Below are 18,177 nucleotides of genomic sequence, written 5' to 3'. Positions count from 1 at the left end.
CATACCAACGGCGTTTGTTTTTGTAAATCAAACAGGTGAATGTCATGCCGGATATGGCTGCAGATGAGCCTGCGGGAATGCGAGGTGGCCCGCTCGCTACGCTCCCGCTGCCGGGAGAGCGCCGGGCCGAGCCGAGGCGATCAGCATGCGCAGACCCATCTCGAAGGCGCGCGTCGCGACGGGATCGTCCGGGTCCTCGTGCTCGAGAGTGGCGAAGGCCGCGGCGAATCGCGGGAACTCCGTCTCCTGCCCCGTCGGGTCGAACACCACCGGCGGTCCCGACATGTCGAGGACGCTGCCGAGGATGAACGACTCGAAGGCCGTAAGCAGCGGGAGGACGTCCTCACTGCCCCAGCCGACCCCTTCGGCGGCGACCGCGAAGTCCTCGTATTCCGCCAGGAGGACCGGCGCCGACGCCTTCGTCGTCATGAGCAGAGGGATCGTGCCCGAGTGATGCGCGAAGGCGCGTCGATATGAGGTCGCCCAGGCCCAGAGCCCCTGCTCCCACGGCTGCTCACGCAGCGGGCGGGAGTCGATCAGCGCGGACACGAGCGCACGCACGTCTTCGACCATGGCGGCACGATCGGGCACGTGGTTGTAGAGCGACGCGGGGTTCACGCCCAGTTTCGCGGCCACGCGACGGATGCTCGCGCCTTCCACTCCCTCGCGATCGATGAGCTCGAGGGCGGTGCGCGCGATGAGGTCGCGATTCAACAGGGGCTTCGACGGTCGTGCGATGAGAGTCTCCTTTGGCCATCGTCAGCCTACGCCGTCGAAACATCTGGCGCTCAAGAAACAAACGCTGTATGTTTTATCTCGCGACGCCCGTGCGGCGGTGCACGAAGCGCTCGCAGCGTCATCGGAGATGAGAATCATGGATCACTCGACATTCACTGTCGTCGAAGCCGACATCGAGCAGCTGCATGCCGCGATGGAGGCAGGGATTGTATCGAGCGTCGAGCTCGTCGCCCGCTATCTCAACCGCATCGCCTTCTACGATCGCTCCGGCATCCGCCTGAACTCCGTGCCGGTCCTGAACCCCGCTGTGTTCACCGAGGCGCGGGAGTCCGACATCCGGCGCGCCCGCGGCGAATCCCGCGGAGTGCTCGACGGAATCCCCTTCACGGCGAAGGACAGCTACGCCGTGACGGGGCTGACGGTCGCCTCCGGATCCCCCGCCTTCGCCGACCTCGTCGCATCTGAAGACGCCTTCGCCGTCGCCCGCCTGCGGACGGCCGGCGCGGTGTTCCTCGGCCTCACCAACATGCCTCCGATGGCGGCCGGTGGAATGCAGCGCGGGGTCTACGGCCGGGCGGAGTCCCCCTACAACGCCGACTACTTGACCTCGGCGTTCGGATCTGGCTCGTCCAACGGCTCCGGCACGGCGACAGCGGCCAGCCTCGCGGCGTTCGGTCTCGGCGAAGAGACGTGGTCATCCGGACGCGCGCCCGCGTCGAACAACTCCCTCGTCGCCTACACCCCGTCTCGCGGCGTCATCTCGGTGCGCGGAAATTGGCCGCTGGTGCCCACAATGGACGTCGTCGTGCCGCACACGCGCACGGTGGCCGACTTGAAGATCGTGCTCGACGCGGTAGTCGCCGATGACGCCGACACGCACGGTGACCTGTGGCGAACGCAGCCGTGGATCCCCCTGCCGCAGCCCTCCGAGCTGCGCCCTGAGTCCTTCGCCGAGCTCGAGGAACTCCCTCTCTCAGGTCTGCGCTTCGCCGTTCCCCGGATCTACATCAACGGAGACTCCGCCTCCGCGTACCCGATCGAGACACGCGAGAGCGTGATGGCGTTGTGGGACCAGCTGCGGACGGATCTGGAGTCCGCCGGCGCCGAGGTCGTAGAGACGTCGTTTCCCGCGGTCGACAATTACGAGAAGCTGCACGCACAGGACCGCGACCTCGTCGAGCGCGGGTTCGTCACCGCCCAGTTCCTGCAGGACGAGGTCGGCGCGCTCGCGATCTGGGCGATGGACACCTTCCTACGCCAGAACGGCGATCCCGCTCTGGAGCGGCTCGCTGATGCACAGGCCTCTCAGATCTTCCCCCACCCGCGCGGAGCCCTGCAGGACCGCTACGGCATCCTTCCCTTCGACATCGCCTACGACATCGGCGACTATGTGGCGGTGGCCGCGGAGCGCGAGCCCGACTGGACGCGGATCCCGGGCCTGGAGGCCGGGCTGCGCGGCCTGGAGCACGCCCGCCGTGTGGACCTCGAGGAGTGGATGGATGCCGAGAACCTCGACGCGGTGATCTTCCCCACTGCGGCCGATGTCGGCCCCGCCGATGCCGATGTGAATCCGCGTTCCGCGGACATCGCCTGGCGTAACGGTGTCTGGGTGTCGAACGGCAATCTGGTGCCGCGCCATCTGGGGATCCCGACCTTCACGGTGCCCATGGGCATCATGTCCGACACTCGGATGCCGGTGGGGGCGACAATCGCCGGGCGCGGTCATGATGACGTGCGACTGCTGCAGATGGCCTCGGCGGTCGAGACGCTGCGCGTGCGCCGAGAGGCCCCCGTGCGCACACCGGCGCTGGACACCGAGGCCCTGTTCCGGACCGCGGTCCCGACGGCTGCCGGCTCGATCACGGTGCAGATCGACACCGTGACCGTCGACGCGATCCCGGGCAGTGACTGCCTCGTCCGATTCACCGCGACCGTCACCGTCGGGAACCTCGACGACTGCGCCGCCTCAGTTGACGGCATCCCCGTGCCGACGGCGACGACCGGCGCGCGCATCACCGGTGAACTGGTCGTCCCTGCAGACGCCTACGACGCGCGCCACAGCGAGTGGCGGCCGGCATACGGCCCTCTCGTCGTCGTCGTCGTCCGCGACGCCGACGGCGCGGCGGCCGGCGACGCGGCCACGACCACCGCCGCCCCGTTCTGATCCCTGACATCGCCGGACGTCGCGGGCACCTGGACCCGACCGTCATCCAGAACCGAGAAGAGAAACCATGTCGCACGAGTTCTTCGACTACTTCGCGCACGTCGAACTGCCCTCGCCGGCCCTCGACGACGCCGAGGTCCGACGGCTCTTCGCCGAGGCCTTCGGCGTCGACGTGGATCTGCGATCGCTCGGCAGCCAGCAGGATCAGAACTTCCGGGTCTTCCCGCGCGGCTCATCCGAGCCTCTCGGCGTACTGAAGCTCAGCAACCCGGTCTTCAGCGAGCCGGAGATCGACATGCAGGACGCCGCGGCCGCGACCGTCGGCGACCGTGAGCCTGAGCTCCGCGTGCCTCGCGTGGTGATCGGCCCTCACGGCCCCCTGTCGTCATGGTGGAACACATCGCAGGGACGCATCCACGCACGGGTGATCGAGAACCTGTCCGGCCGCACCCTGATGGGGTCTCGCTACCTTTCCCCCGCAGTCGTCCGACGCATGGGCGAGCTGTCGGCGCGGGTCAGCCTCGCCCTGGCCGACTTCGACCATGCCGCGAGCGGCCGGGTCCTGCAGTGGGACCTCCGGCACGCCGGCCGGGTGATCGACACGCTTCTTCCTCTCGAGCCGGATGCAGCCGTGCGCGAGTTCGTCCGCGCCGCCGCCGATGACGCGCTGCGCACGCTCCGGCCGGTCGCGGAGTCGCTGCCGACCCAGGCCGGGCACTTCGACATCACCGACGACAACGTGCTGCACCGCGACGACGATCCGCTTCCCGACGCCGTGATCGACTTCGGCGACGTGGCACGCTCCTGGCGGGTGGGTGAGATCGCGACGACGGTGTCGTCGCTGCTGCACCACGACGGCGCGACGCTCGCGACGACTCTTCCGGCGATCTGGGCGTTCCACGAGCGTCGCCCGCTCGACGAGAACGAACTCACCGCATTGTGGCCTCTCGTGGTGCTGCGCGGTGCCGTGCTCGCATTGAGCGGCCGTCAGCAGGTGCGCCTGGACGACGCGAACTCCTACGCGGGCGACGCGCTGGAGCGCGAGATGCTCATCCTGAAGGTCGCGGCGTCCGTTCCCGCCCGCGTCATGAACGAGGTGATCCTCGATTCGCTGGGCCACCGGGGTTCTCTAGACGAGACCTGGACCGGCGCTCCGCTCGCCGTGTTCGATCGGGTGACCGCGCTCGACGCCGGCACTACCTCGCCCCTGAACGACGAGGGGGGGTGGTCCAAACAGGGCGCACTCGACGACGCGGCGTTGGCGTCGCTGGACGACGGGTCCGACGCCGTGTTCCTCCCGGCGTGGCAGGCCGTGCTCACCGGGGCACCCACGCGCACCCCGGAGGTACCGGCGACGATCCCCACCGGTCTCACACTCTGGCTCGCGCAGCCGACGCCGATCGCCGGACTCGACCACACGCCCATCCGACCGGGCATGAGCGCCGTGTCGCACGGCGGCGAGACGCTCACGATCTCGGGACTGCCCGCCTCGTGGAACGGCGCCGTCCTTCCCGCGCGCACGCGCCTGTTCGTACAGCGGCATCGGGACACGGTCGCGGAGGCGGCCGAGCGCGTCACCGCCGACATGGCGGCCGGATGGAGATCGGTTCTCGGTGACCCCGCCCCTGCGTTCGGGTTCGCCCCCACGCCCGCAGGCGGCGAAGACAGCGATCAGGTTCTCGGCCGCCGTGAGGCCGTGCTGGCGGAGGTTCAGGAGCACTACTACGCACGTCCACCTGAGATCGAGCGCGGGTGGCGGGAGTACCTCATCGACGTCGACGGCCGCGTATACCTCGACATGGTCAACAACATCGCGTCGGTCGGTCACGCGCACCCCCGCATCGCCGAGGCGGCGCACCGGCAGCTACGTCTGCTCAACACGAACTCCCGATTCCACTACCGGGCGATCACCGACTACGCTCAGCGGATCGCAGCGACACTGCCGGACGAGCTCGACACTGTGTTCTTCGTGAACTCCGGCTCCGAAGCGGTCGACCTCGCCATCCGGCTCGCGCAGGCCTCGACCGGCCGACCGGACATGGTCGCCATGCGTGAGGCGTACCACGGGTGGACCTTCGCCAGCGATGCGGTTTCCACGTCGGTGGCCGACAACCCGTCCGCCGTCGACTCGCGGCCGGAATGGGTGCACACCGTCGCGGCGGCGAATCCCTATCGCGGGACGCACCGGGGTGCCGACGCGGTGAAGTACGCCCCCGACGCGGCGCAGGTCATCGATGCGCTCGCCGACGCGGGGACGCCTCCCGCCGGCTTCATCTGCGAGTCGTACTTCGGCAACGCCGGAGGCGTCGCTCTTCCGGACGGCTATCTGCGCGAGGTGTACGCGGCGGTCCGTCGACACGGCGGAATCGCCATCGCCGACGAGGTGCAGGTCGGGTTCGGCCGACTCGGAGAATGGTTCTGGGGCTTCCAGCAGCAGGACGCCGTGCCCGACATCGTCGCGGTCGCCAAGTCGATCGGCGCCGGTCAGCCCCTCGGCGCGGTCATCACCCGCCGTGAGATCGCCGATCGCTACCGCACGCAGGGGTACTTCTTCTCCTCGACCGGCGGCTCTCCGTTGTCATCCGTGGTCGGCCTGACGGTGCTCGACATCATCCGTGACGAGGGTCTGCAGGAGAACGCGCGACAAGTCGGCGCTCACTTGCGGTCGCGCCTGGAGGCGCTCGCCGAGGACCATCCGATCATCGGCGCCGTCCATGGGTCGGGTCTCTACCTGGGACTCGAATTCGTCCTCGACCGGGAGACCCTGGAGCCGGCGACCCGCGACACGGCCGCGATCTGCGACCGTCTGCGTGAGCGGGGCGTGATCATGCAACCGACCGGCGACCATCTCAACGTCTTTAAGATCAAGCCGCCGTTGTGCGTCACCCGCGCGTCGGTCGACTACTTCGCCGACGCCGTCGCACACGTGCTCGCGACCGGCTGGTGATGTCCGCTCCGCTTCGCACTCGTTCACACCACCCGAGATAGGAGCCACGATGTGGCGTATGCCGGCAGAGACCGCAGAACACACCCGAACCTGGATGGCCTTCCCCCGAGAGGGTTTCACGCTCGGCGACACCGCCGCGGCGCGTGAGGAGGGGTACGCGGCGTGGACGGCGGTCGCCCACGCCGTCATCGAGTTCGAGCCCGTGACGATGGTGGTCGACCCGACCGAAATCGCGCGCGCCCGGCGAATGCTCGATTCCTCGATCGAGATCCTCGAGGCGCCTGTCGACGAGTTCTGGATGCGCGACATGGGCCCGACCTTCGTCCTCGACGACGACCGGCCCGGAGCGCTCGGGGCCGTCGACTGGATCTTCAACGGCTGGGGAGCCCCGGCATGGGCCGAGTGGCAGAAGTCCGCCCAGGTCGCCCGCATCGTCGGTGAGGCGATCGGCGCCGAGGTCATCTCCTCCCTCCTGGTGGCGGAGGGCGGAGGGCTGCACGTCGACGGGGCCGGAACCGTCCTCCTGACAGAGACGGTGCAGCTCGACCCTCGCCGCAACCCGCTGGCCGACCGCGCACGCGTCGAGGCCGAGATGGCTCGCACGATCGGTGCCGATCAGGCGATCTGGCTCTCGCAGGGGCTGACGCGCGACTACGACGACCTCGGCACGAACGGACACGTCGACATCGTGGCCACGTTCACCGCGCCGGACCGTGTTCTGCTGCACGACCAGCTTGACGCCGGGCATCCGGACGCGCAGGTGATGAAGGCCCTGCGCGGCGAGCTGGAGTCTCAGTTCGCGGCGCTCGGACGCGCGGTCGAGATCACCGCGCTGCCGGCGCCGTCGACGCTCCGCGACGATCACGGGTTCGTCGACTGGAGCTACGTGAACCACCTGGTCGTGAACGGCGGCGTGATCGCGTGCGGCTTCGGTGACGAGGTGGCCGATGCCCGCGCCCGCGCCATCCTGAGCGAGTCTTACCCCGGTCGCACCGTCACCACGGTCGACGCCCGCCCGCTCTTCGACCGTGGCGGCGGCATCCACTGCATCACCCAGCAGCAGCCCGCTCTACCCGCCGCGGGCTGAGCATCCCTCTCACCTATCACGCCGGCGACGATGCCGGGGAATGAGGTCATCATGGCTCCGACCGACCACGACGCACGTCTGCCGCTGAACAGCAGGCGAGCGATCTCAACCTTCGGGCTGTCCGTCCTGGGACTGCTCACCGCCAATCTGCTTCCGTTCATGGTCATCGCGCTCGAGCAGTCCGTGGGGCTCGGTGTCACGGAGGCGGGCGCGGTGATGACCGGATGCCTGCTCGCCACCGCAGTGGCATGCGTGGCGACGACCCGCCTCGCAGAAGGGTCCCGCCGCATCGCGGTCGCGCGTGCCGGGCTGGCGCTGTCGGCCGTGATGTTCGCCGTGGCCGCGTTCAACGTGAGCGACCTCGTCACCGTCCTCGCCGTGATCCTGGGCGGAGCAGGTGCTGGCGGCGCCCTCTCCGCCAGTGGCGCCGCGCTCGCCGCTCTGCGCAACCCGAACCGCATGTCGGCCGCGAACGGTCTCGTGAACCGCGCGGTCGTGACGGTCGTGCTCGCGGTCGTGCCGCTGATCGGGATCACGACGGGAAGCGTCTTCGGCATCGTGGCGGGCGCGTCTGTCGCACTCCTGTTCGCAGCGTCGTGGCTGCCGAAGGCGCCGATCCGTGATCACGAAGCAGATGCCGCTGCGCGGGCCGCACGCCGCGCGAAGCCTGCGGACGCTCGTACCGATAGAAAGGTGACGGTCGCCGGCATCGCGCTGCTCGTCATGTACGCACTCTGGGCGATCAGCGAGGACTCCGTCTGGGCTCTGGCGGGGATCATGGGCGCGGAACAGTCCGCATTGTCCGACGCCGGACTCGGTCTGGTGCTGAGCGCCTCGAGCGCGGGCGGACTGGTCGCGACGATCGCGCTGACCTTCATCGGCGAGAAGCTCGGTCGCGCGGTTCCGCTGGCTGTCCTGCTGGTCGCCGGAGGCGCTCTGAAGCTCGTCGCCGCTCTCACCACCGATCCGACCGTCTACACGATCGCGCTGATCGCCTGGAACACCGCGTACATCGCGGTGTTCCTGCTGTTCATCGCCACCGCCGCCGCGCTCGACGCGAACGGACGCTTCTCGGGTCCGGCTATCGGCGTGTACCTGTTCGGCTCGAGCTTCTCTCCGGTGTTCGGCGGGTGGCTGTCCGAGACGTTCGGCTACCCGGGATTCGGCTGGGTCATCGCGGTCGTCAGCTGGCTTCTGGTGATTCCGATGGTGATCGTCGCGAGGATCTCCACACGCGTCGAGAGCCGGGTGAGCGCACTCGAGCATTCGTCCATCCTGAACGAGGAGGCGGCCCGATGAGCGGCCAGACCATCATCGCCCGAGGTCGGATCCTCGATCCGGCTCGCAGCGACCAGGCCGACTTCTCGGCCAGCGCATCGCCGACGGACATCGTCGTCGAGAACGCACGGATCACCGCGCTCCGCGGGAACGTTACGCCCAGCGCATCCGACACCGTCATCGACGCGCACGACACGGTGCTGCTTCCGGGATTCGTCGACTCCCACGTGCATCTCGTCTGGACCGGTCAGAGCCTGGCGAACGTCGCCCTGACAGACGCAGCGGATCTCGGCGAGATCCAAGCCCGGCTTCGGGCGGAGCGCGAGCGTCTCGGAGCCGACGCCACGATCCTGCGGGGTCGGGGCTGGCTCTTCGATGCGATCGACGGGGAGCCGACGGCAGCCATGATCGACGAGGTGGTGGACGACATCCCGGTGTACCTCGACTCCAACGACATGCACTCGGTCTGGGTCAACACCGCCGCGATCCGCGCGCTGGGCATCGATGCCACGACGCCTGACCCGGCCGCGGGGCGCCTCTCGCGTCTTCCGTCAGGCGAGCCGGCGGGGATGCTGTACGAGCGAGCTGCCCACGAGATCGGATGGGCGCATCTCGCCGCCAACACCGGCGACGACGACCGCGTCGCATCTGTACTCCGCGCTCTCGACGCGTTCGCCGCCGCGGGGGTGACCTCGGTCGTCGACATGGGGATGGATGAAGCCGGGTGGCGTGCGCTCAAGGCAGCGCAGGCCGAGCGCGGCGGAACCCTGCCCGTGCGCGTGTCGGCTCATTGGCTTGTCGCGGACTTCGGCGACGACGAGCAGAACCTCGCGCAGGTGCGCCGGGCGGCCGAGGTCAGTGACCACGCGTCGGAGTGGCTCGCGATGATCGGCATCAAGCTCGTCCTCGACGGCGTCATAGACGCCTGCACCGCGGCGATGACCTACCCGTACGCCGACGGCAGCAACGGGGACCTGATGTGGGATCCCACGCGCCTCGAGCGTGTCTCACTCGCGGCGGACGCCGCGGGCCTGCGGATCGCCATGCACGCGATCGGCGATCATGCGAGCGATGTCGCGCTCGACGTGCTGGAGTCCGTCATCGCGATGAATCCGGCGTGGGACCGGCGCCCGCGGCTCGAGCACCTCGAGGTGGTGTCCGAGGGTACGCCCGTGCGGATGGCAGCCCTCGGGATCACCGCATCGGTGCAACCCGTGCACGCCGATCCGGCGATTCAGCCGAACTGGCGTGCGCAGCTCGGCGACGACCGCGTCGAAGGCGGGTACCCTTGGCGGAGCTTCACGGACGCGGGGGCCCTGATGGCCTTCGGCACCGACGCCCCCACCGCTCCGCACGAAGCGCTCGACAATCTCTACATCGCGACGACCCGGCGCTCCGTGCTCGACCCCTCACTGCCCGCCCACACCCTGCATTCCGTCGTCTCCCCCGATGCGGCTCTACGACACGCGACAGTGGACTCGGCGGCGTCCTTCGCCGCCGATGATCGAATCGGACGCCTGGAGCCGGGCTACCTCGCCGATCTCGTCGCGCTCGACAGACGTCCCCTCGACGACGACGGGTTCCGCACGAACGCCGTCGCGTTCACGATGGTCGGGGGCCGGATCGTCTACCGACGCGGGGCGTGACCGCTGAGTCGTCGGACAGCCGGCGGCGTTTGGCACGCAGGCCAGGCTCGCGGCTCAATACAAAGCCCTTCAGCTGAGCGGACCGTGCCAGCGACCTCGACAGGGCAAAGCCTCGCCAACTCGCAACGATCGAACCAAAAGTATCTTGCATCGCACCACAGGATCCCAGCGGTGCCTCCGGTGGAAGGCGGACCGGTCAGAGGCGGAAGATATTCAGTCACTCGGGCCTCATCGATGGCTCGTCTGCCAATTCACTGCCAAGCACGACCCGAACGAACTCAGCCGAATCGCAGCAGTCAGCACAATCACCGCTTCAGGCACGATTCCCCCGGCCGAGCTCGCGGATGACTGCCATGCCCAACGGATCCACCGCTATCCCCACGTGTCGCGGATCTTCGTCGGAGACACCGCACTAGTCCGCAGCGCAGAGAGCAAGACCGCCACTCGCTCTCTGACTCGGCACCAGGCGCAGGAGGATCGAGACGCAGCCTCGAAAGGTGGATACGACAGTTGCGTGAATGAGGACGGCAGACTGTCTGACGGAGTGCAACGGAGCACCGTATGACGCCTGGTGCGCGAGGATCCGCGATGATGCACTTGGTGCTTCGCTGTGATTGCCGCCAGACGCAATGTCACGTGAGCGCTGCCGCGACGATCTGGATGACGACCATGGCGAGCAGGGCTGCAAGGTAGACACAGAAAGTGATGAGCGCGATCTTGAAGGCGCGATACTTCGCGGCCGCGATGCGCGCAAGTGAGGCCGCTTGCTCCCACGCCTTTGCGCGGACCTCGTCGCCAGCGCGGCCGCGACGAAGATCGCGGCCGCGCTGACCCAGAGACCGAAGGCGAAGGGTACTGCGAAGACGTCCGGAAGAGCCCCGAGGAGCCTAGGCACAGCGAACGTCAAGCTCAGCCCGAAGGATCTCCGGCGAGGATGGTGAACTTCGTGTCTGCGTTCTTGATCCATCCGCCGATCTCCTGGATAGCGAGCTGGCTGTGGTCCCAGTCAGGAGGCGTCAAGGGGATCGACGGGCTTACGACGCATGTGCGTAAGTTCCGTCCGCGGGCCAGTGGCGACTCATGCGCCATTCCGTGTACCCAGCAAGCCAGTGCGCACCCCAAGCGATCGCGGTCGCGGCATCGTGCTCTTCCAGAACCATCCCCTCGAGCAAGCTCGACGGGTGCGCCTTCTTCGATGGCGAGACGCCGGTCGTCGGACTTAGTGGTCGCGGCAAGCGGATCGACAAAGTATTCTTCACTCTGTTGCATGAGGTAGCGCACATCTTGCTTGGCCACGTCGGAACGGCGCCCATCGTCGACGAGGTGAATCCTGATCACGCTCCAGACGCTGACATCGATGAGGCGGCAAATGAACTCGCCGCAAGATGGTTATTTGGCGATGGGCTGCCGGCGGCACCGGCGGGGGTTAGTGAAGCCTGGATACCCCAGGCCGTGGATGCGCAAGAGCGCTCAGAAGCAATCATCGACGCAACGATCACGGTGCTCGCCGAAGGCGGATTCGCGAAGCTTACCCTCTCGAATCTCGCGAAGGAGCTCGGCGGCTCGAACGCCGTCCTCGCTGAGATCGCGACCATTGACCCCCGCCAACGTACCGGTCACGTCCTCCGTTGCTTCTTGCTAGACGACGAGCAGGACGTTCGCGAGAAGAAGGTTTCGTCGCTCTGCCTGCTTACTGCGGCACCGAGCCAACATCCAGAGTTTCTAATGAGGTCGACGCGGTCATGCGGCGCGTGGTCCGAGCGGGCCTAGAACCAGTGGTCTCGCAGGAGTAACTCGAGAGCACGATCGATCTCGTCAGGGTATGGACCAGTGGCATGTCACTCAGCCTCATCGATCGCCCCCCGCGTGGCCAGCGGAGAAGCAGCGGCGTGCGCTCCACCACTTCCTCGACCGCATGCGCCTCGAGTGCGCGTGAGATACACGCCCGTTGACGTTCGAGAGACAATGTTCACACGGTGTTCGCTAGGAGGAGACGGGCCACGCGCTGGCGCGCATCTTCCCGTCGGGCGACCTGGCGCCGACGCCGGCGGGCTGACGTCGACCGGCCACGGCTCCGCTCAGGCCCCGCGGACGCTTGACGCAGAAAGCGAGGGAAGGGGGAGGGTCCGGGGCCGCCACGACTCGCGACGGGCCTCGAACTGCGCGATCTCGTCTTCATGGCGGAGTGTGAGCCCGATGTCATCGAGCCCTTCGAGGAGCCGCCATCTCGTGTAGTCATCCACACCGATCGGGATCAGCTCTTCGTCGATCCGGGCGGTGCGTCGAGCGAGGTCGACGGTGATCTCGGTTCCCGGCGATCGGTCGATCGCGGCCCAGATCCGGATGAGGTCGTCCTCCGAGATCGTCGCGGCGAGCAAGCCCTGCTTACCCGCGTTCCCGCGGAAGATGTCGGCGAACTTGGGGCTGAGCACCACCCGGAATCCGAAGTCGCGCAGCGCCCAGACCGCGTGCTCGCGGCTGGACCCGGTACCGAAGTCGGGTCCGGCGACCAGCACCGAGGATGACCGGTAGATGGCGCTGTTGAGGACGAAGTCAGGGTTCTTCCGCCACTCATGAAAGAGCGCGTCCTCAAACCCGGTCCTGGTCACGCGCTTGAGGAACACTGCGGGGATGATCTGGTCCGTGTCGACGTTGGAGCGCTTCAGCGGCGCCGCGATACCGCTGTGGGTCGTGAACTTATCCACGATCAGGCCTCTTCTCCGACGGTGACCAGCAGATCGCCGGGACTGGACAGGGTGCCGCGGATAGCGGTGGCCGCAGCGACCAGCGGGGAGACCAGATGCGTGCGACCGCCCTTGCCCTGCCTGCCCTCGAAGTTGCGGTTGGAGGTGGAAGCGCAGCGCTCACCCGGCGCGAGCTGGTCGGGGTTCATCCCCAGGCACATGGAGCAGCCGGCGAACCGCCACTCCGCACCGAAGTCGGTGATGATCTTGTCGAGACCTTCGGCCTCGGCCTCCAGACGCACGCGGGCAGAACCGGGCACCACCATCACACGGACGCCGTCCGCCTTCTTCTTGCCCTCGATGATCGACGCGAACGCCCGCAGGTCCTCGATGCGGCTGTTCGTGCAGGAGCCCATGAACACGGCATCGACAGGGACCTCCTTGAGCGGCGTGCCCGGCGTGAGGTCCATGTACTCCAGAGCCCGCTCGGCCGCTGCACGCTCGTTCGGGTCGCTGATGTCGGCGGGGTTCGGGACCAAGGCCGACAGCGAGCTTCCCTGACCCGGGTTCGTGCCCCAGGTCACGAACGGCTCGAGCTGGTCGGCGTCGATGAAGACCTCGGCATCGAAAGTAGCGCCGTCATCGGTCGGAAGGGTGCGCCAGTAGGTCACGGCATCGTCCCAGTCCTGGCCCTTGGGCGCATGCTCGCGCCCCTGCACGTACGCGAACGTCGTCTCGTCGGGTGCCACCATGCCCGCACGCGCGCCGGCCTCGATCGACATGTTGCAGATCGTCATCCGGCCCTCCATGGAGAGCGCGCGAATGGCGCTGCCGCGATACTCCAGCGCAAAGCCTTGCCCACCGCCGGTGCCGATCTTCGCGATCACCGCGAGGATGATGTCCTTCGCCGTCACCCCAGGACGCAACACCCCCTCGACGTTGATCGCCATCGTCTTGAACGGCTTCAACGACAACGTCTGCGTGGCCATCACGTGCTCGATCTCGCTCGTGCCGATGCCGAAGGCCATCGCACCGAATGCACCATGTGTTGACGTGTGCGAATCACCGCACACCACCGTCACCCCGGGCATCGTCAAGCCCAACTGCGGACCCATCACGTGCACGATCCCCTGCTCCGCATCCCCGAGCGAATGCAGACGCACGCCAAAGTCGGGAGCATTCCGCCGCAACGTCTCGATCTGTGTGCGGCTCGTCAGGTCGGCGATCGGCTTGTCGATCTCCCACGTCGGAGTGTTGTGATCCTCGGTGGCGATCGTGAGGTCCGGCCGGCGCAGCGGACGCCCTTCCTTTCGCAAGCCGTCGAAAGCCTGCGGGCTCGTGACTTCGTGGACCAGGTGGAGGTCGATATAGATGAGATCCGGCTCGCCGTTCTCGCCCTTCACGACCACATGATCATCCCAGACCTTCTCAGCAAGCGTGCGGGGAACCAAATTACTCATGGCGAAAACCTCTTCATCGAATTCTGATCGTCCTTCGCGCGCAGACAAGCCACAGCCCGGCGTTCTTCAGTAGAAGGAAGGGCGTGGGCGCATCTTCACCGCGACCGGCTCGCCGGTGCGCAACGCCTCGAGGCAGGCGTCGGTTACGGCAGCACCCGCATAGCCATCCCAGGAATTCGGACCATTGACAACGCCGTTGATAGCGTCCTCCGCCCATCCCGCGAGTTCACCACGATACGCGTCGGCAAAGCGGACCGTGTAGTCCTTCTCTCGGCCGCCGGATGTGCGGAAACCGAGACTCACCGACGTCGACGGCGCGTTCGTCAATCGGGCAGTGCCGTTTCGCCCGACCACCTCGCACCCGATCTCATACCCGTACCCCGCGCGCAGGAACACCTCCGCGTAGACCATCGCTCCTCCCGCGGTGCGGAAGTAGAAGAACTGCGGATCGAGCCACTCCTCCAGTCCGGAGCGCCCGCCCGTCCCCTCGACCCTCACCTCGACGATTTCGTCGTCGATCAACCACCGGGTCGTGTCCACCTCGTGCACCACCGCCTCTGTCGTGTGCATCGAGGAGGTGAACGACTCGGGAACATCCGCAGCACGATGGACGTACTGGAGAGCGACGATGTCACCCAGGTCTCCCGTGGCGACGGCGCTCTTGAGATCCACGAAGGCCGCGTCGTACCGGCGCATAAATCCGACCTGCACGAGCTGCCGTCCGGCATCGATCTCAGCGTCCAGGATCTGCTCGCAGTCCGCCCCGGTGAGGGCGAGTGGCTTCTCACAGAACACGGGTTTGCGATTCTCGATGCAAGCGAGCACGAGCTCAAGGTGCGACGATGCGCTGGAGGCGATGAGGACCGCGTCCACATCATCCGCCGCGATCAGCTCTTCCGCGCTCGCGATGACCCTGACGTCGCCCGGGAGCGAATCGGCGATCTCCCTCGCACGGCCCAGGTCGAAGTCGGAGACGGCGACCAGTTCTCCCACCGCGACCGACCGCGCGACCGTCGTGACCTGCGCCGCGCCCAGCAGGCCAAGCCCGATTGCTCCGATGCGGAGTTTCTTCATCTCAGATTCCTCTTCTTCTGTGCTTTCGCAATGGTGAACGCTGTGCCTAGACGGATGCAGGCTGCTCCGGCAGCACCTGAGTCCTCGGACGGAACAGCTGGAACTCGCGCGATGCCAGCAGCCCATGAGGCCGCAACGCCAGCACGACGATGAGACCGATACCGAGCGTCAGTGCTCCGAATTCCGGCAGCATCGGCAATTGCATACCGAACAGCACCGCACCGCTTTCAATCTGCCGGGTCAGTTCCTGCCAGATCGCCACGATGGTTGCGCCGAGTATCGCGCCACTGACACTGTGGACGCCGCCGATGACTGCCATGATCACGACGATGACAGCGGGGTCGATCCCGAACGTCGCCGGCGAGAACGCGGTGAGGTAGTGAGCCCATACGGCACCCGCAGCGCCCGACAGTACTCCGCCGAGCAGCAGGGCGGGCAGACGCACGCGCGTCGGCGACAGCCCCGACGACTCCGCCGCCACCGCATCGTCTCGCCCCCCACGCGCCTGCAGTCCCCAACGGGAGAACTCGCCCCGGGCAGCGAGTGGCCGACGATCAACGCAGAGATGCGCGCACGCTATGAGGCTGGGCAAGGCAAGGCGACATAACCGCCACCCCTCTCCCGTGTGCACTCAGGCGGCGCATGAACGCCCGAGTGCACATGAAGTCACCCAAGAATTACTGAAATCGAATGTTTAGGGAGCGAAAAATGACTGGGAAACCGAGTATCGGATGGATCGGCGCTGGACGAATGGGGTTCCAGCTGGCGAAGCGTCTTCTGGATGCCGGGTACGACGTCGAGGTTTACAACCGCACGCGTGCAAAGGCGGAGCCCCTCACGCAGCTCGGCGCGACGGTGGTCGACAGCCCGGTCGAGCTTGCGGGCCGCGACGTCGTGTTCAGCATGGTATCCGCGTCGAGAGACCTCGAGCAGGTGATGCTCGGGGAAGGTGGCCTGCTGACTGATGAGGGCCGCGTACCCAAAGTCATCGCGGATGCGTCGACGGTCTCGTCGGAGGCGAGCGCCACGGTGCGGGCCGCGGCGGAATCGCGAGGTGTGGGCTTTCTCGCGACACCAGTTTCGGGAAATCCGAAGGTGATCTCCGTCGGCAAGCTCACGGTGGCGGCGTCGGGCCCCCGCGAGGTGTTCGAGGCGGTGGAGCCGATGCTGCAGACGTGGGGTCGCGGCGTGACGTATGTCGGCGAGGGCGAGGTCGCGCGCACGGTCAAGATCGCGCACAACGTGTTCCTGGGGGTCGTCACTCAGTCGCTCGCCGAGATCACAGTCCTGGCCGAGAAAGCCGGGGTCTCGCGTGAGGCGTTCCTGTCCTTCCTCAACGACTCGGTGATGGGGTCGGTCTTCACGCAGTACAAGACCCCCGCGTTGGTGAACCTCGACTTCACGCCCACATTCACGAATGTGCTGCTGAAGAAGGACTTCGACCTCGGTTTGGCCGCCGCTCGCGACCTCGGTGTCGTCATGCCCCTCGCGTCGATCACGCGTGACATCGTGGCGCAGGAAGTCGGCAACGGCAATATCGAGCGCGACTTCGCTTCTCTCATCCTCACGGCCGCGCACGGGTCGGGTCTGGACATCGTCGCGGAGAACGTGTCTGTCAGCGACGGTCTCGAGGCGCGGTGATGGGGGCGCATCACTCACATCAGCGGGATCGTCGGTTCGAGCGGCCCACGTCTCGGCCTGCAGGCATACGACCGCTGGAGGCGCCGGGTCAGAACGGGGTGGACTACGAACGCCGTGTCGATTTCGACCGACTGCGTGACTACCGCCTCTCACGCGCCCAAGAAGCGCTCGAGAACAGTGACTGCGGCGCGTTTTTGCTGTTCGACTTCTACAACATCCGCTACACGACCCAGACGTGGATCGGTGGAGCGCTCGGCGACAAGATGATCCGGTACGCGCTTCTGATGCGCGGTCACGATCCGATTCTCTGGGACTTCGGCTCCGCTGTCCGTCACCACAAGCTGTACTCGGATTGGCTGCCGGAGGAGAACTATCGGGCGGGTTTCCTCGGTTTCCGGGGCGCGGTGTCGCCCGACGGCGCGGGGCTCATGCGCGATGCCGTGTCCGAGATCGCTTCGCTGCTCAAGTCGGCCGGCCTGGCCGACGCGCCTTTGGGTGTCGACATCGTGGAGCCGCCGTTCCTGTTCGAGCTGCAGCGTCAAGGACTGCGGGTCGCGGACGCGCAGCAGGCGATGCTGGACGCTCGTGTGATCAAGAATCAGGACGAGATCCTCCTGCTCAATCAGGCCGCAGCGATGGTCGATGGCGTCTACCAGGACATCGTCGAAGCGCTCAAGCCGGGGGTGCGGGAGAATGAGATCGTGGCGCTGGCGAACAAGCGGCTTTACGAGTATGGCTCGGACCAGGTCGAGGCTGTCAACGCGATCTCAGGTGAACGTTGCAATCCGCATCCGCACAACTTCACCGACCGGATCATCCGCCCCGGCGACCAGGCGTTCTTCGATATGATCCACTCGTTCAACGGCTATCGCACCTGCTATTACCGCACGTTCGGGGTCGGCTGGTCGACGCCGAGTCAGCGCGACGCGTACAAGCAGGCACGGGAGTGGATGGATCTCGCGCTCGACGCGATCAAGCCGGGAGTCGGAAGCGACCAGGTCGCCAGCGTGCTGCCTCGCGCCGAGGATTTCGGTTTCGAGAACGAGCTCGCGGCATTCGGCCTCCAATTCGCTCACGGCCTCGGCCTGGGACTGCACGAACGACCGATCATCTCCCGTTTGAACTCGATGAAGGACCCTGTCGAGCTGCGCTCGGGCATGGTCTTCGCGATGGAGACCTACTGCCCTGCGAGCGACGGCGTGTCGGCCGCGCGCATTGAGGAAGAAGTGGTCGTTACCGACTACGGCATCGAGGTGCTCACGAAATTCCCGGCACAGGAGCTTTTCATCGCAAACCCATACTGAGCGAGCGAAAGCTGGGCAGACTCCCGGCTTCGCAGCAATATGCGGATTCAAAGTTAGAGGAAGCGGTACGACAAGCACCGTGCCGACAACCAGCTAGTCGGTACGACCGACGGGCTACTTCTTCTTCCGGCCCTTTGAGCCATCTTGTTCCGAA

12 protein-coding genes and 1 pseudogene are annotated in these 18,177 nt (G+C 66.8%); 8 read left to right on the top strand and 5 right to left on the bottom strand.

Features of this window, described 5'->3' with window-relative positions; all coding sequences use genetic code 11:
* Positions 1–96: 96 nt before the first annotated feature.
* Positions 97–714, bottom strand: a complete 618-nt coding sequence (locus QFZ21_RS19115; RefSeq protein WP_307380703.1) for a TetR/AcrR family transcriptional regulator — start codon at positions 712–714, stop codon at positions 97–99.
* 160 nt (positions 715–874) lie between these two features.
* On the opposite strand from QFZ21_RS19115, the pseudogene QFZ21_RS19110 reads away from it, so the two are divergent.
* From QFZ21_RS19110 to QFZ21_RS19085, 6 genes and pseudogenes are all read left to right on the top strand, one after another.
* Positions 875–2,548 (top strand): annotated as a pseudogene (locus QFZ21_RS19110) (amidase); the annotation flags it as partial.
* A gap of 421 nt (positions 2,549–2,969) precedes the next feature.
* Positions 2,970–5,849, top strand: a complete 2,880-nt coding sequence (locus QFZ21_RS19105; protein WP_307380701.1) for an aminotransferase — start codon at positions 2,970–2,972, stop codon at positions 5,847–5,849.
* Between the two features lie 49 nt (positions 5,850–5,898).
* Complete coding sequence (locus tag QFZ21_RS19100; protein ID WP_307380698.1) at positions 5,899–6,936, top strand: agmatine/peptidylarginine deiminase; 1,038 nt, start codon at positions 5,899–5,901, stop codon at positions 6,934–6,936.
* Positions 6,937–6,987: 51 nt separating this feature from the next.
* Complete coding sequence (locus tag QFZ21_RS19095; RefSeq protein ID WP_307380696.1) at positions 6,988–8,235, top strand: MFS transporter; 1,248 nt, start codon at positions 6,988–6,990, stop codon at positions 8,233–8,235.
* Entirely contained in the window at positions 8,232–9,860 is a 1,629-nt protein-coding gene (locus tag QFZ21_RS19090; protein ID WP_307380694.1) for an amidohydrolase, read from the top strand. The genes QFZ21_RS19095 and QFZ21_RS19090 overlap by 4 nt, the downstream gene beginning before the upstream one ends.
* Before the next feature lie 1,080 nt (positions 9,861–10,940).
* Positions 10,941–11,630, top strand: coding sequence for a hypothetical protein (locus tag QFZ21_RS19085; protein WP_307380692.1), 690 nt, complete (start codon positions 10,941–10,943; stop codon positions 11,628–11,630).
* 308 nt (positions 11,631–11,938) lie between these two features.
* Here QFZ21_RS19085 and leuD read toward each other — a convergent pair whose 3' ends face one another.
* The 4 genes from leuD to QFZ21_RS19065 form a co-directional block, all read right to left on the bottom strand.
* Complete coding sequence (gene leuD / locus QFZ21_RS19080) at positions 11,939–12,565, bottom strand: 3-isopropylmalate dehydratase small subunit (protein WP_307380689.1); 627 nt, start codon at positions 12,563–12,565, stop codon at positions 11,939–11,941.
* Positions 12,566–12,567: 2 nt separating this feature from the next.
* Positions 12,568–14,004, bottom strand: a complete 1,437-nt coding sequence (leuC, locus tag QFZ21_RS19075) for a 3-isopropylmalate dehydratase large subunit (protein WP_307380686.1) — start codon at positions 14,002–14,004, stop codon at positions 12,568–12,570.
* A 66-nt stretch (positions 14,005–14,070) separates the two neighbouring features.
* On the bottom strand, positions 14,071–15,078 hold the full coding sequence (locus QFZ21_RS19070; protein WP_307380683.1) for a Gfo/Idh/MocA family protein: 1,008 nt from the start codon (positions 15,076–15,078) through the stop codon (positions 14,071–14,073).
* A 46-nt stretch (positions 15,079–15,124) separates the two neighbouring features.
* Positions 15,125–15,709 (bottom strand): branched-chain amino acid ABC transporter permease, encoded by a 585-nt coding sequence (locus QFZ21_RS19065; RefSeq protein WP_307380681.1) that lies wholly within the window; start codon positions 15,707–15,709, stop codon positions 15,125–15,127.
* A gap of 77 nt (positions 15,710–15,786) precedes the next feature.
* Between QFZ21_RS19065 and QFZ21_RS19060 the strand changes: the two genes are divergently transcribed.
* Together QFZ21_RS19060 and QFZ21_RS19055 are read left to right on the top strand one after the other, a co-directional pair.
* Entirely contained in the window at positions 15,787–16,719 is a 933-nt protein-coding gene (locus QFZ21_RS19060) for an NAD(P)-dependent oxidoreductase (protein WP_307380678.1), read from the top strand.
* A 98-nt stretch (positions 16,720–16,817) separates the two neighbouring features.
* Positions 16,818–18,023, top strand: a complete 1,206-nt coding sequence (locus QFZ21_RS19055) for a Xaa-Pro peptidase family protein (protein ID WP_307380676.1) — start codon at positions 16,818–16,820, stop codon at positions 18,021–18,023.
* Positions 18,024–18,177 lie beyond the last annotated feature (154 nt).

It is taken from the genome of Microbacterium sp. W4I20 (assembly GCF_030816505.1).
In the GTDB taxonomy this organism is placed as follows: domain Bacteria; phylum Actinomycetota; class Actinomycetes; order Actinomycetales; family Microbacteriaceae; genus Microbacterium.
This window is presented reverse-complemented; position numbering and strand designations above follow the sequence as displayed.

What these genes read in the sequence shown, in the direction of transcription:
- QFZ21_RS19100 (WP_307380698.1), top strand. Translation starts at nt 5,899, where the DNA reads ATGTGGCGTATGCCGGCAGAGACCGCAGAACACACCCGAACCTGGATG.
- QFZ21_RS19105 (WP_307380701.1), top strand. Translation starts at nt 2,970, where the DNA reads ATGTCGCACGAGTTCTTCGACTACTTCGCGCACGTCGAACTGCCCTCG.
- QFZ21_RS19090 (WP_307380694.1), top strand. Translation starts at nt 8,232, where the DNA reads ATGAGCGGCCAGACCATCATCGCCCGAGGTCGGATCCTCGATCCGGCT.
- leuC (WP_307380686.1), bottom strand. Translation starts at nt 14,004, where the DNA reads ATGAGTAATTTGGTTCCCCGCACGCTTGCTGAGAAGGTCTGGGATGAT.
- QFZ21_RS19060 (WP_307380678.1), top strand. Translation starts at nt 15,787, where the DNA reads ATGACTGGGAAACCGAGTATCGGATGGATCGGCGCTGGACGAATGGGG.
- QFZ21_RS19095 (WP_307380696.1), top strand. Translation starts at nt 6,988, where the DNA reads ATGGCTCCGACCGACCACGACGCACGTCTGCCGCTGAACAGCAGGCGA.
- QFZ21_RS19085 (WP_307380692.1), top strand. Translation starts at nt 10,941, where the DNA reads ATGCGCCATTCCGTGTACCCAGCAAGCCAGTGCGCACCCCAAGCGATC.
- QFZ21_RS19070 (WP_307380683.1), bottom strand. Translation starts at nt 15,078, where the DNA reads ATGAAGAAACTCCGCATCGGAGCAATCGGGCTTGGCCTGCTGGGCGCG.